The following is a 23,813-nucleotide window of genomic DNA, read 5'->3' as shown; positions in this document are numbered from 1 at the left end:
GTCTAGGTAATCATCAGCCGAGGACGTCGGGGTCCTCGGTGTGGTCCCCGGCGGACGGTGCGAACGGCACCGGCCCGGCCAGGTGCTGCCGGCGCAGCCGGTCGGCGCGCCCGGTGGCGGCCCGGGCGTCGAGCGTGCGGCCCAGCCGCTCGTAGGCCTGGGTCAGGCCGGTCAGGCACTCCAGCAGCAGCCGGGGCCGGCCGGCCAGCAGCGGTTCCGCCTCGACCAGCAGGGGCAGCGCCTCGCCGGTGCGGTCGGCCCGGTCGAGCAGTTGCGCGGCCAGCACCAGGGACCGGCCGGCCTCGGCGTCGGCGCCGACGGCGCGGAACGTGCCGGCCGAGTGCCGGGCCAGCGTGACGGCCTCGTCGAGCCGCTCCCCGAACAGGTCGGTGTCGCCGATCGTGCGGGCCAGCGAGTCGAGCACGTCGGCGTGCTCGTAGAGCACGGCCGGGTCGGTGGCGGCGAGTGGGTCGGCGGCCCGGTCGAGGGCCTCGCGCAGCACCGTCTCGGCCATCTCGGTCTTGCCGGTCTGGGCCATCGCCTGGCCGAGCAGGTGCATGGCGCGCAGCAGGGTGAGCGGGCTGTCGGAGACCTGCCGGGCCGAGTCCACGGCCCCGGCCAGCACGGTCAGGGCCTGTGGGTCACGGCGGGCGAACAGCAGGTCGCCGAGGGCCAGCGCGTAGCGGGTGGTGGCGGGCCAGTCCTGGGCGGAGGAGGCCAGGGCGACGGCGTCGCGGTAGCTGTCGCGGGCGCTGTCGTCGTCCGGGTCGTCGGTGCCGGCGGCCAGGGCCTGGCCGAGCATGAAGTGCGCCTCGGCCAGTTCGGCCGGCCCGGCGTGCAGGGCCCGCAGCCGGCGGATCGCTGCCTCGAACTCCAGCGAGCCCTCGTCGGGTTCGCCGGCGCGGCACAGCGCGGCGCCCAGCTCCAGCCGGATCGCCGGTTCGGTGGGCAGCTCACCGGCCGTGGCCTCCTGCACGGCGGTGCGGCAGTACTGCACGGCCGCGTCGTCCTCGCCCAGCCGGGTGGCGGCCAGCGCGGCCAGGCGCGCGGTGGCGACCGCGACGGCCCGGTCGCCGAGCCGCAACCCGGCCCGCAGCGCGTCGTCGGCGGCGCTCAGCGCCAGGGCGGGCTCACCGGACATCAGCATCTCCGCCTCGGCGATCAGCCCGGCGACCTGCCCCCGCAGCTCGCCCTCGTTGCCGGGTGCCGCCAGCACGGCCGGGCGGGTGGCGGGACGGGTGGCCAGGGGGACGTCGTAGGGGGTGTCCGGCAGCGCCACGTCCTCCAGCAGCCGGCGGTGGTGCCGGTCGTTGCCGTCGCGCAGGTCGAACGCGGTGGCCAGCCGCCCGGCCGCGACCCGCACGGCGGCGGTCAGCCCCCGCACCGTCCAGGTCCGGTCGGTCCGGTCGGGCCCGCCGAGCAGGCGGGCCAGCGCCGGGTCGGAGGCGGCGCGCACCACCTGGTCGCCGGCCCCGGCCCGGTCGGCCGCGGCCAGCACCACCCCGGCGGCCGACAGCGCGTCCAGGTGAGCGCGGGCGTTCAGGCCGTCGTGGGTGATCCACGGCAGGTGCCGTTCGAGGATCTCCAGGCCGCGGGCCTCGTTGCCGGTGACGGCGCAGAACCGCAGGTGCTGGGCGATCATCCGGAGGTTGTCGGGGTTGCCGCGGGCCATCCGGTAGCCGTGCAGGTGCAGCTGCCGGGCCTCGTCCGCCCGGCCGGCCCGCAGCAGCGGCAGCAGGGCCTGGGCCATCGTGTTCTCCGGCTCGTCGCCGCAGGTGAGTTCCTGGTCGAGGATCTCGTCGGCGAGCCGCAGCCCGGCCGCGTCGTCGCCGGTGAGGTAGTGGAACTCGGCCTCCTCGGCGCGCCCGCAGGTCTCGCAGTGCGAGTACCGGTCGCGCGGGGTGCGCCGCAGCTCGGCCAGCAGCTCGCGGGCGGCGTCGTGGCGTCCCTGCCGGACGGCGGCCTGGAACCGGGCCTGCCGCACCCCGGACAGCCCGACGCCCTCGCGCAGGTAGCGCTGCTGCATGGCGTCGATCGCGGCGTCCACGTCGGCGGTGGAGAACATCGGGTTGCCGAGCAGGGCGCCGACGACGTGCTTGTGGAACCAGAGCAGGTCGTACTCGCCGATCCGGGTGGGGTAGCGCACCGGGTCGGCGTCGTTGCGGGACACGCACCAGGCGAACGCCGACAGCTGGGCGTCGGTGTCGCCGGTGTGGTGGGCGGAGGGCAGCAGCCGCAGCCGGGCGGCGTAGGCCAGCTGGTCCAGGCCGTGCTGTTCGGCCAGCCCGAGCGCCTCGTCGATCAGGAGGCGCTCGGCCGGGCAGAACGGGGTGACGTCGATCTCGCCGAGCAGGTGCCGGATGCGCTCCTCGGGCTGGGCCATGACCTCAGTCCTGGGCCGGGGTCGCCGCCTCGACCAGGGCACGCATCTGCTCGGACAGTTCCTCGGCCGCCTTGGCGTCGTCGGCGCGGCCGAGCTGGGCGTAGGTGGCGGCCAGGATGTCGAGGCAGCCGACCAGGTGCTCGGGCTCGGCGGCCAGCACGGCCGTTGCCTTCTCCAGGTAGGGCACGGCGTCGGCGGGCCGGTCGGCGGAGGTGAGCAGCCGGGCGGCCAGGGCCAGGGCGCGGCCGGCCTCGACCTTGGCGCTGATGCCGGAGTAGGTGTCGGCCGAGGCCCCGGCGAACTCCAGTGCCTCGTCGAGCCGCTCGGCGCCCTGACCGCTGAGCAGCAGGGCCAGGGCGTGCAGCACCTCGGCCCGGGCGTTGCTGACGGCCGGGTGCTCGGAGGCCGGCGGGGTGGACGCCAGCTGGAGCGCCTCGCGCATGACCTCCTCGGCGCCCTTCAGGTCGCCGGCCCGGCCGCGGGCCTGGCCGAGCAGGTGCAGCGAGTCGATCAGGCCGAGCAGGTCGCCGTGCGGCTGGCGGGGCGGCTCGACGATGACGATCGGCTCGCCGGCCGCGGCCTCGGTCAGGGCCAGCCGGTACAGGTCGGCGGCCTCCTGGTAGCGGTGCAGGTCGAGCGTGGCCGCCGCGGCGGTGCGCGACAGCTGCACGCAGAACCCGTGGGCGCCCAGGTCGAGGCCGATCTTCAGGGCCTCCTCGGCGGTGCGCAGCATCTCTTCGAGCTGCCCGCCGCCGGCCAGGATCCAGGCCCGGGCCCGCAGCAGCGCCGCGGCCTGGCCGCGGTTCCAGCCGTCGGTGGCGAGCTGCTCGTCGACGATCTTCAGCGGGTCCGCGTCGTCGCCGGAGGCGACCACCGGCTCGAGGGCCACGTCGTACTCCGGCGGGGTGTCCCGCCGGGCCCGGGCCGCGGCCAGGCGCCGGGTCTGCTCGTCGGTGAACGTCGTCTTCAGCAGCATGCGCCGGGTGGCGATCAGGTCGAGCAGCTGCCCGGCCAGACCGAACTCCTCGAGCACGAGGAGGCATTCCACGCGGTCCAGCAGGACGTCCGTGTCGATGGACCGGGAGGACTTGCCGTCGGTCCGGCTCTGGGTGGTGTTCATCTCGCTCAGTTCTCCCCGGGGGCGTCCGGCAGTTCGCCGAGGTCTGCGCCCAGCCCGGCACTCAGGTGCACGATGTCGGTCAGTGCGTCGGTGAGCGAGGCCCGCTCAACGGCGCGGAGGGGGCGGTGTGCAGCCAGCAGGGCCTGCACGTGGACCACCCGTACGGTACGCGCCAACAGCAGCTCGTCGTCGCTGTCGGCGAGTGCCCGCACCAGCCGGTTGCGCCAGTTCAGGCAGAGCTGACCGGCGGCGCCGACGGTCTCACCCTCCCCGTTCTGCTGGTGCTGTGCGTCCTGCTGGTTCTGGGCGTCGTCGATGCGTTGCAGGATCGACGCCCACATGCCGCTCCCGGCCTCCTTGGCCCGCTGCCGCTGGAGCCGGCGCAGGACCCCGGCGTCGGCGATGTGCAGTGCGGGGAGGGTGTCGGGAGCGAACGACCGCACGAGGACCGTGCAGTCGAGATCTTTCAGGGCCTCCTCGGCCCGGGCCTGGAGACGCTGCGCGGCCGGGCGCTCGGCCAGCGGCGGCACGTCGAGCGAGGCCAGTTCGTCGGTGATCGTGACGGTCTCGACGACCGTGCCGGGGATCAGGTCGGGCAGGCGGCGCAGGATGTCGGCGTCGTACACGTAGCCGCCGTTGATCACCGGGCTGTCCGGCCGGGCGATCGCGGCGATCTGCCGGAACTCGTCCACGGTCTCGGCGAAGCGCAGCGGGGCGCCGCCGCGCAGCAGCTCGCGGTAGGTGGTCTGGCCGTTGCTGGTCTCGATCGGCAGCCAGGGCACGATGAACCCGGCCAGCTCGTCGTCGTGCAGCACCAGGGCCCGCAGGGCCAGGTGGTGCACACCGAGGAAGCTGCTCAGCCGCACCGGGTCGCGGTTGGCCATGGTGGCGACCCAGCGGCGCAGGGCGGACCCGAGCTCGGCCCGGGTCTCCTCCAGCGCGTCGTCCTGGATCAGCGACTCGCGGCTGGCGGTGGGCCGCAGCCCGGTGGTGTCGACCACGCAGCGGGCGAAGAACGCCCACTCGGGCAGCAGGTCGTCGATCCGCTCGGACAGCAGCATGCCGCGCAGGTACACCCGGGTGGCCTGGCGGGCGCCGGGGGAGGGGGCGAACGGCAGCACGAAGGCGGTGCCGCGGGTGCCGGTGCCGGGCACGTGCAGCGGCACGGCGTCGAGCGGCTCGGCGCCGAGCAGTTCCTTGCCGAGGGCCATGAGCTCCGGCGAGGGGGCCGTGAACGGCTGCGCGAAGAGCGGTTCCGAGCTGACCGTCTGCTCGCCGCCGGGCATCTCGACCCGCACCGGCACCGGCAGGTAGGCGCCGTAGCGGGTGGCCAGCTCGAGCACGGCGGTGGGCGAGGTGAGCTCGCCGTCGCCGGCCCGGGGCCGCAGCCGCACCTGGGTGCCGATCTCCGGCAGGGCCTCGTCGTCGTCCAGCTCGCGCACGGTGAAGGTGCCGTCGGCGCTGCCGATCCACTCCACCGGGGGCTCGCCGCCGGCCGCCCGGGACAGCACCCGGATGTCGTCGCTGACCATGAAGCAGCTGAGCAGGCCGATGCCGAACTGGCCGAGCCGGTCGGTGCGGGGCAGGTCGAGCACGTCGCGCTTGGAGCTGCGGCCGACCGTGGCCAGCAGCTCGCCGACCTCGGCCGCGGTCAGGCCGACCCCGTTGTCGGTGAAGACCAGTTCGCCGTCCTGACCGGCGGCCGGGGTGATCCGGATGGAGCCGGGGGGCGAGCCGGGCAGGGCCCCACGCGCGGTGATCGCGTCGACACCGTTCTGGAGGAGCTCGCGCAGGTACACCTGCGGCCCGGAGTAGATGCTCCGGCTGAGCAGGTCGACGATTCCCCGCAGGTCGACCTGGAACGGCCGGGGTGTTCGGTCAGGGGAGTCAGGCACCTGCGAAAGCCTAGGGGGTGTTGCGGGTTTGTCCGAAACCGCCGGGGGGATGAAACCGGCCGGATCCGGTCACCGTGCGGACCGGCGTCCTCACGCACTGCTGCCCGGGCCTGGAGGGACCCCGGAAACCGGTGCCGGGCAACGGTTTCCGGGGGCGGTTCGGGGGAGGAGGCTCAGGCCGGTTTCACGGTCCCGGCACCGAGCGAGCGGGTGAAACCCTCCGGCACGATCAGGTCGCCGGCGGTCAGGTCGTGGATCGACGAGTGACCCAGCCCGAGCACCGCCGAGTCGATGCCGCCGCGCAGGATGTCGATGACGTTCTCCACCCCGGCCTGCCCGTTGGCCGCGAGGCCCCACAGGTAGGCGCGGCCGATCATCACCGCGCGGGCGCCCAGGGCGACCGCCTTGACCACGTCGGAACCGCGGCGGATGCCGCCGTCGAGCACCACCTCGATGTCGTCGCCGACCGCCTCGGCGATGGCGGGCAGGGCCCGGATCGGCGCCGGGGTGCCGTCCAGGTTGTTGCCGCCGTGGTTGGACACCGAGATCGCCGTGACCCCGGCGTCCCGGGCGCGCAGGGCGTCGTCCACCCGCATGACCCCCTTGAGCATGAACGGCCCGCCCCACTCCTTGCGCAGCCAGGCGATGTCGTCCCAGGTGGGCAGCGGGGTGCCGGACCACTCGCCGTAGGCGCCGAAGAAGGTCGGCGCCGGGCCGCCGTCCGGCGGGGCCAGGTTCGGCGTGGTCAGGTCGGGGATGCTGCCGGTCTTCCCGAACTCGTACAGCCACTTCGGCCGGCGCAGCACCTCCGGGGCGAATCTGATCGCCGTCTTCAGGTCGATCTTCGACGGGATCTCCGGGGAGCCCCAGTCGCGGCCCATCGAGAACGACCAGTCGGTGGTCATGATCAGGCCCTTGGCCCCGGCGGCCCGGGCGCGCTCCATGCGCTGCACCAGGACCTCACGGGTGCCCACCCAGTACATCTGGAAGAAGGTCCTGTCGTTGACGGCCGCGACGTCCTCGATCGAGCGGCTCGCGAACGAGCTCAGGCCCATGGTGATGCCGCGGTTGGCGGCGGCCCGGGCCACCGCCACCTCGCCCTCGGGGTGCACCGCCTGCACACCGGTGGGCGAGATCATCACCGGCAGCGCCAGGTCCTGGCCCATCACCGAGGTGCTCAGCTCGCGGGTCTGCGACAGCCCGGCGACGTGCGGGGCGAAACCCAGCTCACCGAAGGCGTTCAGGTTGTCGTCGACGGTCAGGCCGCGCTCGGAGCCGGCCACGAGGGCCATGTAGACCGACTTCGGCAGCCGCTTCTTCGCCCGTCGCTGCGCCTCGGCGACCGTCTCGAACCAGGGGTTGGCCATACGTGTGTTCTCTCCTCTTCGAGAGGTCTGGCGGAACCGCCGGTCCCGCTCGACCGGGACCTTCCGCCGACCTGGGGATCTATATTGGCACGTAGTGTCAATATAGTGCGCGTGGTAGGGGTGCGGGGGACCGGCGGGCAGCCGGCCGCGTGTGATCCCGCACGCTTCGCGAGGAAGAAGGTGACCCGTCATGGGCCCGTTCCGTCCCTGGGCGCGCAACCCGTGGTTCGAGAGCGTCGCGCAGGCGCGCCGCCGGGCGGAGAAGCGCCTGCCGGAGCCGGTGTTCAAGGCGCTCGTGGCCGGCTCCGAGCGCGGCCTCACCCCCAGCGACAACGAGAACGCCTTCGGTGAAATCGGTTTCGCCCCGCACGTGGCCGACCTGCCGCGCGAGCGGCGGCTCGGGGTCCGGGTGATGGGCCAAAACCTGGCGCTGCCGGTGCTGATCTCCCCGACCGGTGTGCAGGCGGTGCACCCCGAGGGCGAGGTGGCGGTGGCCCGGGCCGCCGCGGCCCGCGGCACCGCGATGTGCCTGAGCTCGTTCGCGAGCAGGCCGATCGAGGAGGTCGTCGGCGCCAATCCCGTCACCTTCTTCCAGACCAGCTGGACCGGGTCACGCGAGCACGTGCTGGCCGGCCTGGACCGGGCTCGCGCGGCCGGTGCGGCGGGCCTGATCCTCACACTGAACTGGTCGTTCTCCGAAGGGCGTGACTGGGGCTCGCCGCGGGTCCCGCTGCGTCTCGACCTTGCCACCGCCGTGCGGTTCGCGCCCGCCGTGATCACCCGCCCGGCCTGGCTGCTGGACTGGGTGCGGGCGGGCCGGCTGCCCACCCTGACGGTGCCGAACCTGGCCGAACCGGGCCGGCCCGTGCCGACCTTCTTCGAGGCCTACGGCACCTGGAAGAACACCCCGCCACCGAGCTGGGACGACGTGGGCTGGCTGCGCGAGCGGTGGGACGGGCCGTTCATGATCAAGGGAATCACCCGGGTGGACGACGCCCTGCGCGCCGTCGACCACGGGGCCACCGCGATCTCGGTGTCCAACCACGGCGGCAACAACCTGGACACCGAGCGCGCCGCGGTCCGCAGCCTGCCCGCCGTCGCCGACGCCGTCGGTGACCAGGTCGAGGTGCTCATGGACGGCGGGGTGCGCCGGGGGTCCGACGTGGTCAAGGCGCTGGCGCTGGGCGCCCGCGCGGTGATGATCGGGCGCGCCCCGCTCTGGGGGCTGGCCGCGAACGGGCAGGCCGGGGTGGAGAACGTGCTCGACGTCCTGCGTGGCGGCATCGACTCGGCGCTAACCGGGCTGGGAGTGGCGTCGGTGGCCGATCTGAGCCCGGCGGACCTCGTGGTGCCGCCGGGTTTCAGGGAACGACGGTGACCGGGCAGGCGGCGTTGCGCACCAGGTGCACGGCCAGTGACCCGACGAACCGGTGCCCGGCCTGCTTGGAGGCGCCGACGATGATGGCGTCGGCGCGGCGCTCGGCGGCGATCTGGTTGAGGGCCTGGAACGGGCTGCCGGTGCACTCGATCAGCTCGGCGTCGAGCGGCGGCCCGGGCTCCTCGGCCAGCAGCGTCATCTCGCGGCGCAACTCGGCCGCCACCTCGTCGCCGGCCTCCTCGATCGCGGCCGTGCCCGGCCCGGGGGCGAACGCCGTCATGGTGCTGAGCTGCCGCACGTAGACCATGATCAGATAGGCCTCGGAACGCCGGGCCAGGCCCACGGCGTAGGCGCGGGCACGCAGCGAGCTCTCCGACCCGTCGACACCCACCAGCATGACGAGACGCCTGGGGGAGCCCTCGGGGGAGAGGTCCGGAATGTCCGAGCCTGACATGCGTCAAACTCTATCCGGGCGGACGGGCCGAGATTGTCGTACCCGCCCGGTAGAACAGGAACCATGAGAACCCGCCCGGTGATCCTGCACCTGGATCTCGACGCGTTCTTCTCCGCGGTCGAGCAGCTGCACAAGCCCTCGCTGCGGGGTAAACCGGTCATCGTGGGCGGTACCGGTCGCCGCGGGGTGGTGGCCACGGCCTCCTACGAGGCCCGGCGGTTCGGCGTGGGCTCGGCCATGTCGATCGTCGAGGCCCGCCGTCGCTGCCCCAATGCCGCCTATCTCACACCCCGCTTCCAGGCCTACCGGGCCGCGTCCCGGGTGGTCATGGGCCTGCTGGCCGAGGTGTCACCGGTGATCGAGCAGATGTCGGTCGACGAGGCCTACGTCGATCTCACGCCCACCCGGCCCGGCATCGACGTGCCCGCCGTCACCGAGCTGGCCGAGCAGGTCCGCCACCGCATCCACGAGACCACCGGGCTCACCGCGTCCATCGGTGTCGGCACCAGCAAGCTGGTCGCCAAGATCGGTTCCGACCTGAACAAGCCCGACGGTCTCACCGTGGTCGCCCCCGGCACCGAGCGCGAGGTGCTGGCCCCGCTGCCGGTGCGCCGGCTGCCCGGCATCGGGCCGGCCACCCAGGAACGCCTGCACAAATACGGCATGCACACCGTCGGCGAGGTGGCGGCGGCCACCGAGCGCGAGATCGTCGGCATCCTCGGCCAGTCCCACGGCACCGCCGTGCACCAGCACTCGCTGGGCATCGACAACCGCGAGCTGGAGCCCGAGCGCGACGCCAAGTCGGTGTCGGCCGAGGAGACCTTCGCCAGCGACCTCACCGACCGGCGCGAGCTGATGGACCACGCCCGCCGGATGGCCGGCCGGGTGGTCGGCCGGATCACCAAGGACGGCCTGTGCGCCCGCACCATCACGATCAAGGTGCGCAGCTACGACTTCAGCACCATCACCCGGTCGTTCACCCTCGACCAGCCCACCGACTCGCTGAACAAGATCATGTCCTGCATCCGCCAGCTCCTCGACGCGGTCGAGGTCAGCGACGGCATCCGGCTGCTCGGCGTCGGCGTGGCCGGCCTCACCGACTTCGCCCAGACCGACCTGCTGTCCGACCTTCTCGCCGAACTCGGCGACGACCCCGACGAGCGACTACCCGACCAGACCACCGACCGGACCGCCGGCCAGACACCCGACGACACCGCCACCGGCTTCGGCTGGACCGCCGAGCTGCGCGACACCGACGGCACCGCCCCCGGCACCCCGCACGACTGGCGCCCGGGTCAGGACGTGCAGCACGCCGAACGCGGGCCGGGCTGGGTACAGGGCGCCGGGCTGGGCCGGGTCACGGTCCGGTTCGAAGGGCCGCACACCGGCCCGGGCCCGGTCCGCACCTTCCGCACCGACGACCCCGACCTCGCCCCGGCCGAGGCCCCCACCTGGTGACGGCCCGCAGCCAGTAGATTGTCGGGATGAGCAGCCCGGAACGCGAGATCCTCACCTGGGACCTGTTCGGCGAGGCCAGTCGTGATCTGGCCCAGGCAGTCGCCGACAGCGGATTCCAGCCCGACATGGTCATCGCGGTGGCCCGAGGCGGCCTGTTGCCGGCGGGGGCGATCTCGTACGCCCTCGGGGTGAAGGCGGCCGGCACCCTGAACGTCGAGTTCTACAGCGACATCGAGGAGACCCTGCCCGACCCGGTGCTGCTGGAGCCCCTGCTCGACACCGCCGCCATCGTGGGCAAGCGGCTGCTCGTGGTGGACGACGTGGCCGACTCCGGCCGCACCCTCGACCTGGTGCTCGACCTGCTGCGCGGCCACCACCCCGACGAGGTGCGCTCGGCCGTGCTCTACACCAAGCCCCGCACCATCGTGCAGCCCGACTACTCCTGGAAGGAGACCGACCGCTGGATCAACTTCCCGTGGTCGACGCAGCCTCCGATCCTGGCCGGCGGGCACGTGGCCGAGCAGGCCGTCTAGAAAGCCCCGGCCAAGTGTTGCGGTAGGCAACCAACCTGTGGCCTGATGATGACGCTGTACGCAATGTCCCATTCTTCAGCTTTCCGGCGGAAGGACACCGCGCGTGCGTTCATCATCCGGTCGACCGGGTCAACCCGGTCGGGCCGTTGCCGTACTGGCCGCAGCCACCCTCACCCTGGTCGGCCTCGGGGCCGCGCCGGCGCTCGCCGCCGGCCCGCCCCGGGTGCCGGTCGACAACGCCCAGCCCGCCCTGACCGGAGCCTCGGTCACCGGCACCCCCGACGCCGACGACTCCGTCCCGGTCACGGTCTACCTGCGAAACCGTGACCAGGCCGGGCTGACCCGGCTGATCGACCGGCTCAGCGACCCGGCGAGCGCGAACTACGGCCAGTACCTCACCGCCGCCCAGTTCAGCGCCCGCTTCGCCCCCACCCGGGCCTCGGTCGCCGCGGTCAGGGACTTCCTCACCGACAGCGGCCTCACCGTCACCGGCGTCGCGGGCAACTCGGCCTACGTCGAGGCCCGCGGCCCGGTCTCGAAGGTGCAGAAGGCCTTCAGCACCACCCTCAAGAACTACCGGCAGAAGAAGACGACCTTCCGGGCCGCCTCGTCCACGCCGACCGTGCCCTCCGCCCTCGACGACGTCGTGCTCGGCGTGTCCGGCCTGGCCAGCGTCTCCCAGCTGATGACCCCCGCCAGCACCGGCAGCGCCCCGCCCTCCGACGCCTTCGTCAACGCCGGGCCCTGCTCCACCTACTACGGCCAGAAGACGGCGACCACCCTGCCCTCGGCCTACGGCAAGAAGCAGCCCTACGCCCCCTGCGGCTACGAACCCGACCAGCTCCAGGGCGCCTACGGCATCACCGGCGCCATCGACCGGGGCAACAACGGCAAGGGCGTCACCGTCGCCATCACCGACGCCTACGCCTCACCCACCGCCCGCGCCGACGCGAACACCTACGCCACCCGCCACGGCCAGAAAGCCCTCGGCGCCCGGCAGTACACCGAGGTCCTGCCCAGCTCCTACCGCTACGGCTATGACGACGCCGTCAACGGCGACCAGTGCGGCGAACAGGGCTGGTACGGCGAGCAGACCCTCGACATCGAGGCCGTCCACGCCACCGCCCCCGGCGCGAACATCACATACGTCGCCTCCCCGTCGTGCGACAACGCCGACTTCGCCAAGACCCTGATCAAGGTCGTCTCCGGCCACCTCGCCGACATCGTCACCAACTCCTGGGGCGGCAGCGACGAGAGCAACGGCTCCGACCTCCTCGACCAGGTCTACCAGGCCGTCTTCCAGCAGGCCGCGGTCACCGGCATCGGCTTCTACTTCTCCTCCGGCGACTCCGGCGACGGCGCCTCCGGCAACGCCGGCACCCCCACCGCCCAGGCCCCCGCCAACAGCCCCTACGTCACCGCCGTCGGCGGCACCTCCCTCGCCGTCGCCAAGAACGACACCCGCATCTGGGAAACCGGCTGGAGCACAGGCCGTTCCGCCCTCAGCGCCGACGGCACCAGCTGGGACCCGGCCCCGCCCGGCGACTACCTCTACGGCGCCGGCGGCGGCACCAGCCGCGTCTACGCCCAGCCCAAGTACCAGAAAGGCGTCGTCCCCCGGTCCCTGGCCACCCGCTACTCCACCCGACCCGCCCGCGTCGTCCCCGACGTCTCCGCCCTCGGCGACCCCAACACCGGCATGCTGGTCGGCCAGACCCAGACCTTCCCGGACGGCACGGTCAGGTACGGCGAGTACCGGATCGGCGGAACCTCGCTCGCCAGCCCTCTGTTCGCCGGGATCATGGCGCTCGCCGACCAGGCCGCCGGCCGGCCTCACGGCTTCGCCAACCCCGCCCTCTACAAGCTGTACGGCTCCGGCGCCCTGTACGACCCGAAGCCGAAGGGCGGCCTGGGCGTGGTGCGCAACGACTACGTCAACGGCGTCGACGCCACCGACGGCACCAGCTTCACCCTGCGCAGTATCGACGTGACCGTCGGCACCATCCTGCGCACCCGGACCGGGTACGACGACATCACCGGTATCGGCTCACCGTCCGGCAAGGCGTTCCTGAAGAAACTCTCCTGACCGGCAGCGGGCGGCGTCCCCTGAAGAGGGGGCGCCGCCCGCGATTTTCGGACGATGACCGCCCGTGTCGTTAGGAGCTGAGTGTGATCGTCTGATTGCATGGGGTCATGGCGCAGAGATGGGCACATCACACCACCGCCCGGGCCCTCCAGCCCGTGCTCACCGTGCTCGACCGGCGGATCGAGCGACTCGCCCGCAAACGCGCGCGGCAGGTGCTCAACGAGAGCACCGAGGTCTTCGACCTGCGCACCGAGGTACTCCAGCTGCGCACCGAACTGGAGAAGATGCGCAACCAGGTGCGCGCCCCCGGCTACGCCGTGGACCTGCTCCTCGGTTCCCAGGGGCGCCGCAGCACCCGCCTGATCAGCGAGGAACGCCTGCGGGAACTCGCCGCCCAGGTGGCCCGGGCGTCCAGCGCCCCCGACGCCTACGGGCGCGTCGTACAGGCCTACCGCACCCTGTTCGAACTCGAGCTGCGCGGCGTCGGCCGGCTCGCCGGTGGCGCCCCGAACATCCTCGGCAAGCTCGCCACCACGCCGCTGCTCAGCCCGCCGAACGGCGAGATCCTGGAGATCGGAACACTTTTCGGCCTCTTCTCCGGCGGTATGGCCCGGCAGATCAGCCGGATCGGCCTGAACTACCAGCTCACCATCATCGACCCGCTCGCCGACGTGCAGCTCCAGGTGACCGAGCTGAAGGCCGACACCTCCGGTTCGCCGGTCACCGAAACCGTGGTGCGCGAGAACCTTTCGCTGGCCGGTGTCGACCCGAAGCGGATGCGCCTGGTGAAGGGTTTCTCCGAGGACCCGCAGGTGCAGGCCGCTGTCAGCGACCGGCAGTACGGCGTCATCGTGATCGACGGCGACCACTCGGCCACCGGTGTCGCCAACGACCTGCGGTTCGCCGAGAAGGTCGCCGCGCCGGGCGGAATCGTGGTGCTCGACGACTACGGCGACCGCAACTGGCCGGGTGTGCAGGACGCCACCGACAACCACCTCACCGGGGAGACCCGGTTCGATCTGGTCGGGGTGGTCGCCACCAGCGCTTTCCTGCGGGCGCAGCCGGTGTCCACGGTCACCATCCCGGGGGCCCGCACCGCCGACCTGACCGAGCTGGAACGCCAGAAGCAGAAGCGCTGAAACTGGTGGACGACGGTGAGCTGCGCGAAAGCCCGTCGTCGTCCACTATTCTCAGCGCCGCCAGAAGTCGAAGCGGTCCCGCCCGGGCCGGAAGCCCGCGGCCTCGACCACGTCGGCGGCCAGGTCGAACTGGGCCCCCACCCGGTAGGGCACGTGCGCGTCGCTGCCGAACGACACCGCCTCGCCGCCCTCCTCGTACCACCAGCGCATCAGGTCGACCGACCACAGCGGGCTGCGGGTGTTGATCTCCAGCGCCCGGCCGCTGGTGGCGAGCGCGCGGAACACCACGCGGTACTCCTCCTCGAACATCGCCTCGTCGTAGGGGGCGGCGCGCTCGGGCCAGTAGCGGCGCGGGAAGTCGCAGTGTGCCAGCACCTGGAACACGTCCGAGCCCTTGATCAGGTCGAGCATGCTCTCGAAGTAGCGCCGCATCAGGTCCTCGGGCGGCATCAGCCGGAGCGTGAACACCCGCTCGGGGGAGAGCACCCGGCCCTCGTGCACGATCGAGTGCAGCGAACCGAGCACCCGGTCGAACGTGCCGGAGGCCAGCACCGCGGCCACGCTGCCGGCGAACAGGTGCGGCTCACCGGTCTCGATGCCGGTCAGGATGCGCAGGTCCGGGTACTTGTCCCGGCACTCGGCGACGGACGCCTGATAACCCTCCACGTCGAAGGGCCGCACCCGGTCGCGGAACACGATGGAGGTGTCGGCCGAGGGCGGCACGTCGCCCTCGCCCCAGGCGGTGAAGTCGACGTGCTCGGTGAAGGCGATCGCGGGAAGGCCGAGTTCGACCGCCTTCGCGCAGGTCAGATCCATCGAGCCGTTGCTGCGGGTGTCCCAGCTGAACTGGGAGTGCACGTGGTTGTCGGGAGGAAGCATCACCACGATTCTCTCATCGGCACCGCGCGGCGCAGAATGGACCGGGTGGAGACCCCTGTGACACACCCCGCCGAGGCCTTCGAGGCCCTGGTCGAGCTGGTGGGGAAGGGCCGGGTGGCCGTGCTCAGCGGCGCCGGCATCAGCACCGACTCCGGCATCCCCGACTACCGCGGCCCGTCCGGCTCGCTGCGCCGGCACACCCCGATGACCTACCAGCAGTTCATGAACGACGCGGCGGCCCGGCACCGCTACTGGGCACGCAGCTATCTGGGCTGGCGGCAGATCGAGAAGGCCCGGCCGAACGCGGCGCACCGCGCGGTCGCCGACCTCCAGCGGCAGGGGCTGCTCGAAGGGGTGATCACGCAGAACGTCGACGGCCTGCACCAGGCCGGCGGGGCGAGCGGGGTGATCGAGCTGCACGGCGGGCTGGACCGGGTGATCTGCCTGGACTGCGGCCGGCCCACCTCCCGCGCCGAGCTGGACACCGCGCTGCGCGAGGCCAACCCGCACTTCACCGAGGAGGGCGGCGCGGTGAACCCGGACGGCGACGTGGAGCTGGCCGAGGAGAGACTCGCCGGGTTCGTGATGGTGCCGTGCCGGTTCTGCGGCGGGCAGCTCAAGCCGGACGTGGTGTTCTTCGGCGAGACCGTGCCCCGGCCGCGGGTGCTCGAGTGCTTCGGCCTGGTCGACCGGGCGGCCTCCCTGCTGATCCTCGGATCGTCACTGAAAGTCATGTCGGGCTTCCGGTTCGTCTTGCACGCCCGCAAGGAACTGGGCATTCCGGTCGCGATCGTCAATCAGGGCGAGACCCGTGGCGATGCGTACTGCGATCTCCGGCTGGACGCCCCATTGGGGGAGATTGTCCCCCGGCTCGCTCACGGAGTGCGCGCAAAGTGCGTGATCAACTAGGCTGAACGGCCACTTTGCGCTCCGACGCTCGGGTAGGTTGACCTGGCCCGACCGGCTGACAGCCGGTGCACAGCCATACCCGTAGCCGCAGATGACGGGCCCCCGCATCCGTCGCCGCCGCTTCAGAGAGCGAGAGCCGCAGTTGCCGAGCCCGACCCGCAGCCTCAGAAGACCATCACGCAGAGTCACAGTCGTCGCCACCCTGGCCGTGGGCGCCCTGCTCGCGATCCCGTTCGCGATCGCCCAGACCGGCCCGGCCGGCGCGGTCGGCAGGACCGCCGCCACCCGTGATCCCGGGGTGATCGGCACGGTCACCCCGCAGGGCGCGTTCACCCCCGCCTCCGGCACCGGCGGGCTCAGCGCCTCCGACTACTCCGCCGCCGCCGTGAAGGTGAAGATCTCCGGCCCGGCCACGATGACCGCGAGCGCCACCTACAGCGTCAAGATCACCGGATCCAGCAAGGTCTGCGGCATCATCGAGCAGTCCGTGCCCCGGCAGGACATGAAGAAGCCGTACACCATGCCGATCAAGCTCACCGACCTCAAGGCCGGCAAGAGCAGGCTCAAGGTCTACGCGGTGGGCTGCTCCACCACCAACAGCTACCCGGTCTACGGGATCGGCTACAAGACCGTCAGCCAGCCGGTGCACGTGAACAAGGTGAACCGCTGGATCGCCCCGGTCGCCGAGAAGAAGGCCGACCGCGCGCTCGCCCTGTCGGTCACCACCGCCAAGGCCGGCGTCACCGCCAAGGTGCTCAGGGGCGGCACGACGGTGAAGTCGCTCGGCAGCAAGAAGACGAAGAAGGCCGCCTTCACCTGGAAGCCCGGCAAGGCCGGCGCGGGCGCCTACACCGTCGCGGTGAAGTCCGGCGGGAAGACGATCAAGCTGGTCACCTCGGTCACCGCCGGCTGGGCCCCGATGAACGCCCCGTTCGCCCGCTGCAAGACCATCACCTGGTCGTACGACAACAACAACCAGCCGGCCCGGGCCAAGGGCATGGCCGCCGACATCGCCTCCGGCTTCGACCGGATCAGCAAGGCCACCGGGATCACGTTCAAGAAGGTCTCGAAGGGCACCATCCGGCTCAGCTGGGCCGGGGAGGAGCACTTCCCCGACGGCGAGACCGACGCCGACGGCCTGGGCGGCTCCAGCGGCAACGGCACCAACGCCACCCGGGGCACCGTCTGGTTCAACACCGCCTCGCGCTGGGTGGGCCAGGCCGGCTACGGCCGGTACGACGGCGCGCCCGGCCGCGGCGCCCTGATCGTGCACGAGATCTCGCACTCGCTCGGCCTCGGCCACGTCACCAGCAAGGCCGCGCTGATGTACCCGATCTCCGGCTCCGGTTCGCCGACCACGCTGACCAAGGCCGAGACCGCCGGCCTGAACGCGCTGTACAACGCGAAATCCTGCTGATCAGGGACCAATCAGGCGAAGAATTTCAGGGCGTGTCTCCGGGACGTAAACCACCCGGGGGCATGCCCTATCTTTGTGTTCCGTGTCCAAGGTATTGACAGCTCTCCCCGTCGGTGACCGAGTCGGAATCGCCTTCTCAGGCGGTCTCGACACTTCCGTCGCCGTCGCGTGGATGCGCCACCACGGCGCCGTTCCCTGCGCCTACAGCGCCGACCTCGGGCAGTACGACGAGGACGACATGGAGTCGCTGCCCGGACGCGCCCAGCAGTACGGCGCGGAGATCGGCCGCCTCGTCGACTGCCGAGCCGCGCTCGTCGAGGCCGGCCTCACCGCCCTGATGTGCGGCGCCTTCCACATCCGCTCCGGCGGCAAGGCCTACTTCAACACCACGCCGCTCGGCCGGGTCGTCACCGGCACACTGCTGGTGCAGGCCATGCGGGAGGACGGCGTCTCGATCTGGGGCGACGGCTCCACCTACAAGGGCAACGACATCGAGCGCTTCTACCGGTACGGCCTGCTGGCCAACCCGGCGCTGCGCATCTACAAGCCCTGGCTCGACGCCCAGTTCGTCGACGAGCTCGGCGGCCGCGCCGAGATGTCGCAGTGGCTCACCGAACACGGCCTGCCCTACCGCGCCAGCAAGGAGAAGGCGTACTCCACCGACGCGAACATCTGGGGCGCCACGCACGAGGCCAAGACCCTCGAGCACCTCGACGAGTCGCTCGAGATCGTCGAGCCGATCATGGGCGTCAAGCACTGGGACCCCTCGGTCGTCATCGAGACCGAAGACGTCACCGTCACCTTCGAGAACGGCCGCCCGGTCGCGATCAACGGCGAGAAGTTCGCCACCGCGGTCGATCTGGTGATGAAGGCCAACGAGATCGGCGGCCGCCACGGTCTGGGCATGTCCGACCAGATCGAGAACCGCATCATCGAGGCCAAGAGCCGCGGCATCTACGAGGCCCCCGGAATGGCACTGCTGTTCCTGACCTACGAGCGCCTCGTCAACGCCATCCACAACGAAGACACCGTCGACTCGTACCACACCATGGGCCGCCGCCTCGGCCGGCTGCTCTACGAAGGCCGCTGGCTGGACCCGCAGTCGCTGATGCTCCAGAGCAGCCTCACCCAGTGGGTGGCCCGCGCCGTCACCGGTGACGTCACCGTGCGGCTGCGCCGCGGCGACGACTGGACGATCGTCAACACCGCCGGCCCGAACCTCAGCTACCACCCCGACCGGCTGAGCATGGAGCGCACCGAGGACGCCGCGTTCGGCCCGGTCGACCGGATCGGCCAGCTCACCATGCGCAACCTCGACATCGCCGACTCCCGGCAGAAACTCGAGCTGTTCGCCGGCCTCGGCCAGCTCGAGGGCCAGGCCCGCATCGTCGGCCAGCTGGAGCCCGGCGGCTCCGACCGGATCAGCCGCAACCGCGAGGTGGACGCCGACGCCGACGCCCTGCTCGACCAGGCGGCCATGGAAGCCGGCACCGACTAACAAAATTGAGGACGACGGTGAGCTCCTGACCAGCTCGCCGTCGTCCTCGATTCGGTCCCCGCCCGGCTCACGGCACGGTGAAACCCGTCACCCCGACCGGGAACCCGGAGAAAGCCGGCCGCGGCCCGTTGACCGCGACCCAGTCACCGTGCGGCCGCATCCGCTCCAGACCCGGCCCCAGATTGGCCAGCACCACACCCCCGTTCCGCAGAGCGGCCCGCGTGGAACGATAATCCTGGTCCTGCACCAGATCCGGGCCCAGTGTGTCACTGCCGACCGCCCGCACCCGCCGCGCCGTGAACAACCACTCCACCGTCTCCGGCCCGAAACCCGGCGCCCGCGCCGCATACCGCCCCGGATCATCCAAATAGCAGGCCGACAACCCGGTCCGCAGCACGAACAGCGCCCCCACCGGAATCCGCCCGTACCGCCGCTCCCACGACCTCAGCCGCGGCACCGACACCCAGTAGTCCGGCCCACGGTCCCGGGCATCCACCACGCACAACGGCATCAGCGTCCACGACTCGTCCAGCCCGGCCAGATCGGCCGCCCCCTCGACGAAGTGCGACGGCGCGTCGAGATGAGTACCGAGATGCGTACCCAGGCTGGTGATCTGCTCGACGGCGAACCCGGACTCCGCGATCGTCGTCCACACATGATGACGGAAAGCCGGGTCGCCCTCGAAAACCGGTACGGCGCCAGATAACTCATGACCCAGCGGCACCCGGGTGGCCGTCCGCGGGTCCACCGCGCCGAAACCCTGGGGAATGCCCTTCCGGGCCGTACGCAGACGTCGGGGAATCACCCGGCCAGCATGTCCGGAAAGCGCTCGCGGCGCCTTCCGGACATGCCGGTGATCAGGCGTCGATGTTGCTGCGCGGGCCGTTGAACCAGTGCTTGACCGAGGCGTGCCAGCCGACGAACAGCGCCGCCAGCAGGGCGATCAGCACGATCGGCGCGTAGTTCACCGCGGTCCAGGTGAAGTCGTCGCTGCCGGGCCAGCCGGCCGGGGAGAACGGCAGCACGAAATAGACCGAGGTGACGGCGATCTCGCCGACCGCCAGCAGGCACATCCAGCGGTACTTCGACCCCAGCGTCCAGGGGCCGGGCTGCCAGCTGTCACCTTCCTTCCAGCGCAGCCAGATCGGGATCGCGAAGGCCAGGTACAGCCCGATCACGCCGATCGAGACCACGGCGTAGAACGCGGTCGGCGCCCCGGACGGGCTCTCGTACAGGGCGGGCAGGGTGAGCACGACGGCGGCGGTGGCGGCGGCCAGGACGGCGTTGCGGGGAACACCTTTCGCGTCGACGGCCGACCACAGGCCGGATCCCGGCACGGCGCGGTCGCGGCTGAACGCGAACAACATCCGCGAGGTCGACGTCATACAGGCCGTGGAGCAGTAGATCTGGCCGCTCATGCTGATGAACACGACCAGCTTGAACAGGGCCGGCGACAGCGAGCTGGCCAGCACGGCGAGCACGCTGCCGCCGCCGTACGGGTTGACGGCGGTGTCGAACGAGTTGATGTAGTCGGTGTTCGTCGCCGCGAAAAGGAAGGCCAGCAGCAGGATCCAGCCGCCGATCGCGGAGTACAGGATGGACTGCCAGATGCCCTTGGCCGCCGCGTTGGCCGCGCCCTGCGTCTCCTCGGACAGGTGCGCCGAGGCGTCGTAACCGGTGATCGTGTACTGGGTCAGCAGGAATCCCAGCGGCAGCACGTAGAACCAGAAGGTGACGTCGCCGTCCCCGCCGATGCCGGCGTTGTTGATCCGCTCGGTGAACACGAACGACAGGCTCTGGTGCGAGTCCGGCCCGAAAACCAGTACCAGCACCACGATCAGGGCGCCGAACACGTGCCACCACACCGACACGTTGTTGATGACGGCGAGCAGGTGCGAGCTGAAGATGTTGACCGCGGTGATCAGCACGGTCAGCGCGGCGAACCAGAAGAACTGCTGGTACAGGTAGTTCCCGCCGAGGAAGCTGCCGGCGTAGGAGTCGCTGAACAGGTCGATGAAGGTGTTCAGGTAGATCGCCGCGCCGTAGGCCACCGACGCGAGGATCGCGACCAGCCCCACCAGGTTCAGCCAGCCGGTGTAGTAGCCCGCCTTGGCGCCGCCGAGTTTGGCTGCCCACCAGTAGATTCCGCCGGACGTCGGGTAGGCGGAGACCAGCTCGGCCATGCAGAAACCGATCACCAGGATGAACGCCGAGATCACCGGCCAGCCGATCGAGATGGCGATCGGCCCGCCGTTGTTCCAGGCCTGGCCGAACGTGGTGAAGCAGCCGGCCAGGATCGAGATGATGCTGAACGAGATGGCGAAGTTGGAGAAGCCGGACCAGGAGCGGTGCAGCTCCTGCTTGTAGCCGAGACGGGCCAGGACGGACTCGTCGTCGCTGAGGGTGCTGTCGGGCATCGGACTCCTCGGGGGAGAAGCATCGGGGGCAGGGCGCCACTTTCACGCCGATGCGTTTCCGGCACCAGCACCTGGCGGTCACATCGCGGTGAATGGCACTAATTGGCTGGACGCCGCTTCTCTCGCGTTGCCATGCTCATCACCGCACTTGCCGCAGGGGCGAGGGACGGACGGAGGTGGATGGTGACTGTGCAGCGTCTGGGAGAGAAGCTCTTCAACTGGGCGAGCATCCTGGAGGAGAAGACGAGGGAACAGGCCGTGCGCACCGCGCAGATGCCGTTCGTCGTCCCGCATCTGGCCCTGATGCCCGATGCCCACCTCGGCAAGGGCGCCACCGTCGGCTCGGTCATCCCGACCGAGCGGGCGATCATCCCGGCCGCGGTCGGGGTCGACATCGGCTGCGGCATGATCGCGGTGCGCACCCAGTGGACCGAGCAGCAGGTGCGCGACGCCGGCCGGCTCAGCGACCTGCGGGTCGCGATCGAGCGGGAGATCCCGCTCTCGGCGGGCGGTTACAACAGCGACGAGCGGCGCATGGAGAAGGTGGTCGCGAAGCGGCTCGACGAGCTGGAGGCCAAGGCCGACACGATCGGTTTCGACCCGGGCTCCTACACGGTGAAGTGGAAGCGGCAGCTGGGCAGTCTCGGGTCGGGCAACCACTTCATCGAGGTGACCGCCGACGAGACCGGCACCGTGTGGCTGTTCCTGCACTCCGGTTCGCGGGGCGTGGGAAACCTGATCGCGCAGAAGCACATCAAGGTGGCCCGGGCGCAGATGCAGAAGTGGCACATCACCCTGCCCGACCTCGACCTGGCCTACCTGGTGCAGGACACCGACGAGTTCTGGTCGTACATCAACGAGATGCGGTGGGCGCAGGACTTCGCGCTGGCCAACCGGGAGGAGATGATGCACCGGCTGATGCTGTGCGTCACCGACTTCATGGGCGAGCCGGTGCGCGACCTGGAGCGGATCAACTGCCACCACAACTTCACCCAGCAGGAGAACCACTACGGCAGGAACCTCTGGATCAGCCGGAAGGGCGCGATCCAGGCCGACGCCGGCCGGCCCGGCCTGATCCCCGGGTCGATGGGCACGGCCAGCTACGTGGTCACCGGCCGGGGCAACAAGCTCTCGCTGAACTCCTCGCCGCACGGCGCGGGCCGGGAGTACTCGCGCACGGCGGCGCGCAGGAAGTTCAGCGCCGACGACCTGCGGGCGGCGATGAAGGGCATCGAGTACCGGGACACCGACGCCTTCATCGACGAGATCCCCGCGGCCTACAAGGACATCGACCAGGTGATGGCCGACGCCGCGGATCTGGTGGAGGTGCGGCACACGCTCCACCAGATCCTCAACGTCAAGGGCGACTGACCGTCACCGGCCGATCTGGCTGCGGCGGTCCTCGAGCGTGCTGCCCATCTTCTTGAGGTCGAGCTGGGCGATGCCCTTCACCTCGCCGTACCCGTTGTAGGGCACCTCCCACCGGTAGTACTCACCGGCGCCTGCCTGCGACTGGGCCAGGCTCTTCGCGGCGGCGTAGGCCTTCTTCATGGTGCTCGCCGTCTTCGTGGTCGAGCAGCTGAGGGTCTTCGTCTGCCGCATTTTGAAGGTCGCCGCGCTCGTGCAACTGGCCACGTCGTCCTTGTGGTCCACCTCGAAGCTCGCGGTGAGCCCCACCCGGGTCGTCGAGTCGGTGATCTCGTTGTCGCCGGTGGAGACCGGGGAGACGGTCACCTCGATGCTGTACTTGCAGCTGTTCAGCTTGCACTTGACCGTGGAGTCGCTGGTCGACAGCGTGACGTCGACGTCGAGCACCTCCTTGAGCTTCTCCGACTCGTCGAGCAGGTCGTCGTAGGCCTCGCTCACCTGGTCGGCCGTCATCTCGGTGAGGGCCACCCCGTCGTACGTGTACACCTCCGGGCCCGCGGACGCCTTCGGCCGGGTGAAGGAGACGTTGTCCTGGGCGGAACCGGGGGACGAGGTGGAACCGGGGGACGACGAGGAGCCGGTGGCACTCGTGTCGCCGTTCAGCAGGGCGACCGGGATCTGGAGCACGGTGTGCGGGGAGGACCGGGAGACGAACACCGGCCCGGCATCGGTCTGGGCCTTGTAGGCGGCCGTGCCGTCGAGCGTCACCTCGGTCCACTCCGCCGACCCGTCGGGAGTGCCGTAGGTGGACGCCGAGTCGTACACCGACGGCTGGAAGTCGGTACCCGGCTTGTTCAGTTCGTCGACGAGACGCTGGGCGACGTCGGCGGGGGAGTCCGGCACCTGCGTGTCGATGTACAGAGTGTCTTCCAGCGCGGCCGGTTTCAGCTCCACCCAGGCCTTGTCACTGCTCGGCATCCGCCAGTTCGAGGTGAGCGACCCGACCATCAGGCCGTCCAGCTCGCCGTAGGTCACGCCGTCGGCCCGCAGCACCGGGTAGTCCTGGCTGAGGGCGTGCAGGGTGCCGGTGAAGTCACCGAACCGGGTGAGCCGAACACTGAAGTTGTCGTCCTCGTAGGTGAGGCCGGGCGCGGACTTCAGCGAGTTCGCGGCGTCGAGGAACGGCGCCGCCAGGTCGGCGGCCTTCTCCTCGTCGCTGCGTCCCTGCCCGACCCCGAGAGCGACGACCGCGATCGCGGCCACCAGCGCCAGCCCGAGCGCACCGGCGATGCCGGCGATCGCGAGGCGCTGCTTCTTCCTGTCCTGCGGCGAGGCCGGTGGCGGGGCGCCCCAGGTCTGCGGCGGATTCCCCGAACCCCAGGTGGGCCCGGGATTGACGTAGGGGCCGGCCCCCGGCGTCTGTGACCTGTGCTCCGAGCCCTCGCCAGACTCCTGCCGCCCCACACCCTGCTGATCCACCGACGCCCCAAAGACACATGACAACACCCCACT

General features: G+C 71.1%; 18 protein-coding genes. 9 read left to right on the top strand and 9 right to left on the bottom strand.

Going from position 1 to position 23,813, the window contains the following annotated elements:
- Positions 1-13 precede the first annotated feature (13 nt).
- From KIH74_RS26345 to mftD (KIH74_RS26330), 4 genes are all read right to left on the bottom strand, one after another.
- The gene (locus KIH74_RS26345) at positions 14-2,383 is read right to left on the bottom strand and encodes a hypothetical protein (RefSeq protein WP_214159025.1); all 2,370 of its coding nucleotides are present in this window, start codon (positions 2,381-2,383) and stop codon (positions 14-16) included.
- 4 nt (positions 2,384-2,387) lie between these two features.
- Entirely contained in the window at positions 2,388-3,503 is a 1,116-nt protein-coding gene (locus tag KIH74_RS26340; RefSeq protein ID WP_214159024.1) for a tetratricopeptide repeat protein, read from the bottom strand.
- Positions 3,504-3,508: 5 nt separating this feature from the next.
- Entirely contained in the window at positions 3,509-5,398 is a 1,890-nt protein-coding gene (locus tag KIH74_RS26335) for an HSP90 family protein (protein WP_214159023.1), read from the bottom strand.
- Positions 5,399-5,571: 173 nt separating this feature from the next.
- Positions 5,572-6,765: a pre-mycofactocin synthase MftD gene (gene mftD, locus KIH74_RS26330; protein WP_214159022.1), complete on the bottom strand. Its 1,194-nt coding sequence runs from the start codon at positions 6,763-6,765 to the stop codon at positions 5,572-5,574.
- A 190-nt stretch (positions 6,766-6,955) separates the two neighbouring features.
- Between mftD (KIH74_RS26330) and mftD (KIH74_RS26325) the strand changes: the two genes are divergently transcribed.
- Positions 6,956-8,143, top strand: coding sequence for a pre-mycofactocin synthase MftD (gene mftD, locus KIH74_RS26325; protein ID WP_214159021.1), 1,188 nt, complete (start codon positions 6,956-6,958; stop codon positions 8,141-8,143).
- Here mftD (KIH74_RS26325) and KIH74_RS26320 read toward each other — a convergent pair.
- A complete protein-coding gene (locus KIH74_RS26320; protein ID WP_214159020.1) occupies positions 8,127-8,597 on the bottom strand; it encodes a universal stress protein in 471 nt (156 codons plus the stop codon). The genes mftD (KIH74_RS26325) and KIH74_RS26320 overlap by 17 nt on opposite strands.
- Positions 8,598-8,660: 63 nt before the next feature.
- On the opposite strand from KIH74_RS26320, the gene KIH74_RS26315 reads away from it, so the two are divergent.
- From KIH74_RS26315 to KIH74_RS26300, 4 genes are all read left to right on the top strand, one after another.
- Positions 8,661-10,055, top strand: a complete 1,395-nt coding sequence (locus tag KIH74_RS26315; protein ID WP_214159019.1) for a DNA polymerase IV — start codon at positions 8,661-8,663, stop codon at positions 10,053-10,055.
- A gap of 26 nt (positions 10,056-10,081) precedes the next feature.
- On the top strand, positions 10,082-10,588 hold the full coding sequence (locus KIH74_RS26310) for a phosphoribosyltransferase (protein ID WP_214159018.1): 507 nt from the start codon (positions 10,082-10,084) through the stop codon (positions 10,586-10,588).
- 103 nt (positions 10,589-10,691) lie between these two features.
- Complete coding sequence (locus KIH74_RS26305; RefSeq protein ID WP_214159017.1) at positions 10,692-12,674, top strand: S53 family peptidase; 1,983 nt, start codon at positions 10,692-10,694, stop codon at positions 12,672-12,674.
- 107 nt (positions 12,675-12,781) lie between these two features.
- On the top strand, positions 12,782-13,813 hold the full coding sequence (locus tag KIH74_RS26300) for a class I SAM-dependent methyltransferase (RefSeq protein ID WP_214159015.1): 1,032 nt from the start codon (positions 12,782-12,784) through the stop codon (positions 13,811-13,813).
- Positions 13,814-13,864: 51 nt separating this feature from the next.
- Here KIH74_RS26300 and KIH74_RS26295 read toward each other — a convergent pair whose 3' ends face one another.
- Positions 13,865-14,692: a PHP domain-containing protein gene (locus KIH74_RS26295; RefSeq protein ID WP_246573155.1), complete on the bottom strand. Its 828-nt coding sequence runs from the start codon at positions 14,690-14,692 to the stop codon at positions 13,865-13,867.
- 36 nt (positions 14,693-14,728) lie between these two features.
- Here KIH74_RS26295 and KIH74_RS26290 point away from each other — a divergent pair, with 36 nt between their 5' ends.
- The 3 genes from KIH74_RS26290 to argG all read left to right on the top strand — a co-directional run bounded on the left by KIH74_RS26290 (position 14,729) and on the right by argG (position 18,516).
- Positions 14,729-15,601, top strand: a complete 873-nt coding sequence (locus KIH74_RS26290) for an NAD-dependent protein deacetylase (protein WP_214159011.1) — start codon at positions 14,729-14,731, stop codon at positions 15,599-15,601.
- A gap of 208 nt (positions 15,602-15,809) precedes the next feature.
- Complete coding sequence (locus KIH74_RS26285; protein ID WP_214159009.1) at positions 15,810-17,018, top strand: matrixin family metalloprotease; 1,209 nt, start codon at positions 15,810-15,812, stop codon at positions 17,016-17,018.
- A gap of 82 nt (positions 17,019-17,100) precedes the next feature.
- Positions 17,101-18,516, top strand: a complete 1,416-nt coding sequence (gene argG / locus KIH74_RS26280; RefSeq protein ID WP_214159007.1) for an argininosuccinate synthase — start codon at positions 17,101-17,103, stop codon at positions 18,514-18,516.
- Between the two features lie 67 nt (positions 18,517-18,583).
- Here the strand turns inward: argG and KIH74_RS26275 are convergent, their stop codons facing one another.
- Both KIH74_RS26275 and KIH74_RS26270 read right to left on the bottom strand, forming a co-directional pair.
- Positions 18,584-19,321: a cyclase family protein gene (locus KIH74_RS26275; RefSeq protein ID WP_214159005.1), complete on the bottom strand. Its 738-nt coding sequence runs from the start codon at positions 19,319-19,321 to the stop codon at positions 18,584-18,586.
- Between the two features lie 52 nt (positions 19,322-19,373).
- Entirely contained in the window at positions 19,374-20,933 is a 1,560-nt protein-coding gene (locus KIH74_RS26270) for an amino acid permease (RefSeq protein WP_214159004.1), read from the bottom strand.
- Between the two features lie 189 nt (positions 20,934-21,122).
- Between KIH74_RS26270 and KIH74_RS26265 the strand changes: the two genes are divergently transcribed.
- On the top strand, positions 21,123-22,304 hold the full coding sequence (locus tag KIH74_RS26265) for an RtcB family protein (protein ID WP_214159099.1): 1,182 nt from the start codon (positions 21,123-21,125) through the stop codon (positions 22,302-22,304).
- Between the two features lie 3 nt (positions 22,305-22,307).
- On the opposite strand, the gene KIH74_RS26260 is transcribed toward KIH74_RS26265, so the two are convergent.
- Complete coding sequence (locus KIH74_RS26260) at positions 22,308-23,780, bottom strand: hypothetical protein (protein WP_214159003.1); 1,473 nt, start codon at positions 23,778-23,780, stop codon at positions 22,308-22,310.
- Positions 23,781-23,813: the final 33 nt, after the last annotated feature.

This window comes from Kineosporia corallincola (assembly GCF_018499875.1).
Classification (GTDB): Bacteria; Actinomycetota; Actinomycetes; order Actinomycetales; family Kineosporiaceae; genus Kineosporia; species Kineosporia corallincola.
This window is presented reverse-complemented; position numbering and strand designations above follow the sequence as displayed.